At 71.1% G+C, this 2,101-nt stretch carries 2 protein-coding genes; both read left to right on the top strand.

The annotated features are described in order from the left end of the window. Positions 1-129: 129 nt before the first annotated feature. Positions 130-1,392: an MFS transporter gene (locus IE249_RS26935; protein ID WP_189708778.1), complete on the top strand. Its 1,263-nt coding sequence runs from the start codon at positions 130-132 to the stop codon at positions 1,390-1,392. Positions 1,393-1,517: 125 nt separating this feature from the next. Continuing rightward, positions 1,518-2,009 carry an LppU/SCO3897 family protein gene (locus IE249_RS26930; protein WP_189708776.1) on the top strand — a complete coding sequence of 164 codons (492 nt, stop codon included), beginning with the start codon at positions 1,518-1,520 and terminating at the stop codon, positions 2,007-2,009. Positions 2,010-2,101 lie beyond the last annotated feature (92 nt).

Raw genomic sequence — 2,101 nt, 5'->3', positions numbered from 1 at the left:
GCCCGCGAGAACGTGGAGAAGTTCATCCGCGGCGACGTCGAGCGCTGACGAGAAACCCGCTCCTGCCAGGGCTGTCGAGGGTCCCCGGGTGTTGCCCGGGGACCCTCGGCGTATGTGAGGCTGTGCCCCATGGCCGTCGTCCGTGACCTGCGCGTCCTGCTGCGCCACCGGGATTTCCGGCGCCTGCTCGCCGTACGGCTGCTCTCCCAGGGCGCCGACGGCGTCTACCAGGTCGCGCTCGCCACCTACGTCGTCTTCTCCCCGGAACGGCAGACCTCGGCCGCCGCTGTCGCCTCCGCGATGGCGGTGCTGCTCCTGCCCTACTCCCTCGTCGGGCCGTTCGCCGGCGTCCTGCTGGACCGCTGGCGGCGCCGCCAGGTCCTGCTGCACGGCAACCTGGCGCGCGCGGTGATGGCGGCCGCCACCGCCGTGCTGATGGCCGCCGCAGTCCCGGACTGGCTGTTCTACGTCTCCGCGCTGTGCGTCACCGCCGTCAACCGCTTCGTCCTGTCCGGGTTGTCCGCCGCACTGCCGCGTGTGGTCGACGCCGAGCGGCTGGTGATGGCCAACTCCCTCTCGCCGACCGCCGGGTCCCTGGCCGCCTTCGCGGGCGGCGGCCTCGCCTTCGCCGTACGCCTTGCGGGCGCGGACTCCGACGCGGCCGTCGTCCTGCTCGGAGCCGCCCTCTACCTGTGCGCGGCGCTCACCTCCCTGCTGATGGCCCCGCGCCTGCTCGGCCCCGACCGGGCCCTGACGCGGCCACGGCTGCGTACGGCCCTGACCGGCACCGCCCGCCAACTGGCGGCGGGCATACGTCACCTCGCCGCGCCCCCGCGCCGTGAGGCCGCCTGGGCGCTGGCCGCGATGACGCTGATGCGGTTCTGCTACGGCGCGCTGACCGTGATGGTGCTGATGCTGTGCCGCTACGGCCTGACGTCGGACCCCGGGGAGGGACTGCGCCTGCTCGGGCTGGCGCTGGGCGTCTCCGGCGCCGGCTTCTTCGCCGCCGCGGTCGTGACGCCCTGGGCGGCCGGGCGACTGGGGCCCGCCCGCTGGATCGTCGTGTGCGCCGGATCCGCGGCGGTGCTGGAGCCCGCCCTCGGTCTGCCCTTCGCCACCGGCCCGCTGCTGGTCGCGGCCTTCGTCCTGGGGCTGACCACCCAGGGCGCGAAGATCGCCACGGACACGGTGGTGCAGTCCGCGGTCGAGGACGGCTTCCGGGGCCGGATCTTTTCCGTTTACGACGTGCTGTTCAACGCCGCCTTCGTCGGCGCTGCGGGCGTCGCCGCGCTCATGCTGCCGCCGGACGGCCGCTCGGCCGCACTCGTGGTGACGATCGCCGTGATCTACGGAGCGGTTGCGGTGGCTATGGCCCGCTTTGAACGCCGGTAAGTGTCACATCAAAGAAACAGAGTGCCTACGGGTTACAGCGTTGTCAGTGGCGGCCTGTAGCTTACGTGCGTCTTATTTCGACGCCATGTTCGCGTCACCATGCTGATGTTCGAGGGGGACCCCCAGTGACCACTCCGCCGCCGCCCCAGGGCCAGAACCCGTACGCCCAGGCGCCCACCGCTCCGATGGGGCAGCAGCCCGGCCAGCCGGGAGTCACGCAGCAGCCGTACGCCCCCTTCCCGCAGCAGCAGGGCGCGCCGGTTCCGCCTCCGCCCGCGCCGGCGAAGCGCGGCAGCAAGAAGGCCCTGCGCATCGTCGGATCGATCGTCGTCCTGATCATCGTCGCCGGCGTGAAGTTCGGCATCGGCTGGTGGGCCAGCGAGACCGACGCCGAGACGACCTCGGTCGGCTCCTGCATGCACAACGACGGCACGGACACCAGCGCCGACCTCAACGAGGTCGACTGCTCGTCCAGCAAGGCCCAGTACAAGGTGGTCCAGAAGTTCGACGGCTCCACTGACGAGAACAAGTGCAAGGGCGTCAGCGACGCGACGATCTCCTACGTCCAGAGCGGCGGCGGCCACGACGTGGTGCTCTGCCTCAAGGAAGCCAAGTAGCACCTGGGTGAGCCATGACGAAGGGGCGGTGTTTCACGTGAAACACCGCCCCTTCGTCATGCGTGGATGAGCTCACTGAAGTCTTCGGGGGT

It is taken from the genome of Streptomyces anandii JCM 4720, from assembly GCF_014650655.1.
Classification (GTDB): domain Bacteria; phylum Actinomycetota; class Actinomycetes; order Streptomycetales; family Streptomycetaceae; genus Streptomyces; species Streptomyces anandii.
This window is presented reverse-complemented; position numbering and strand designations above follow the sequence as displayed.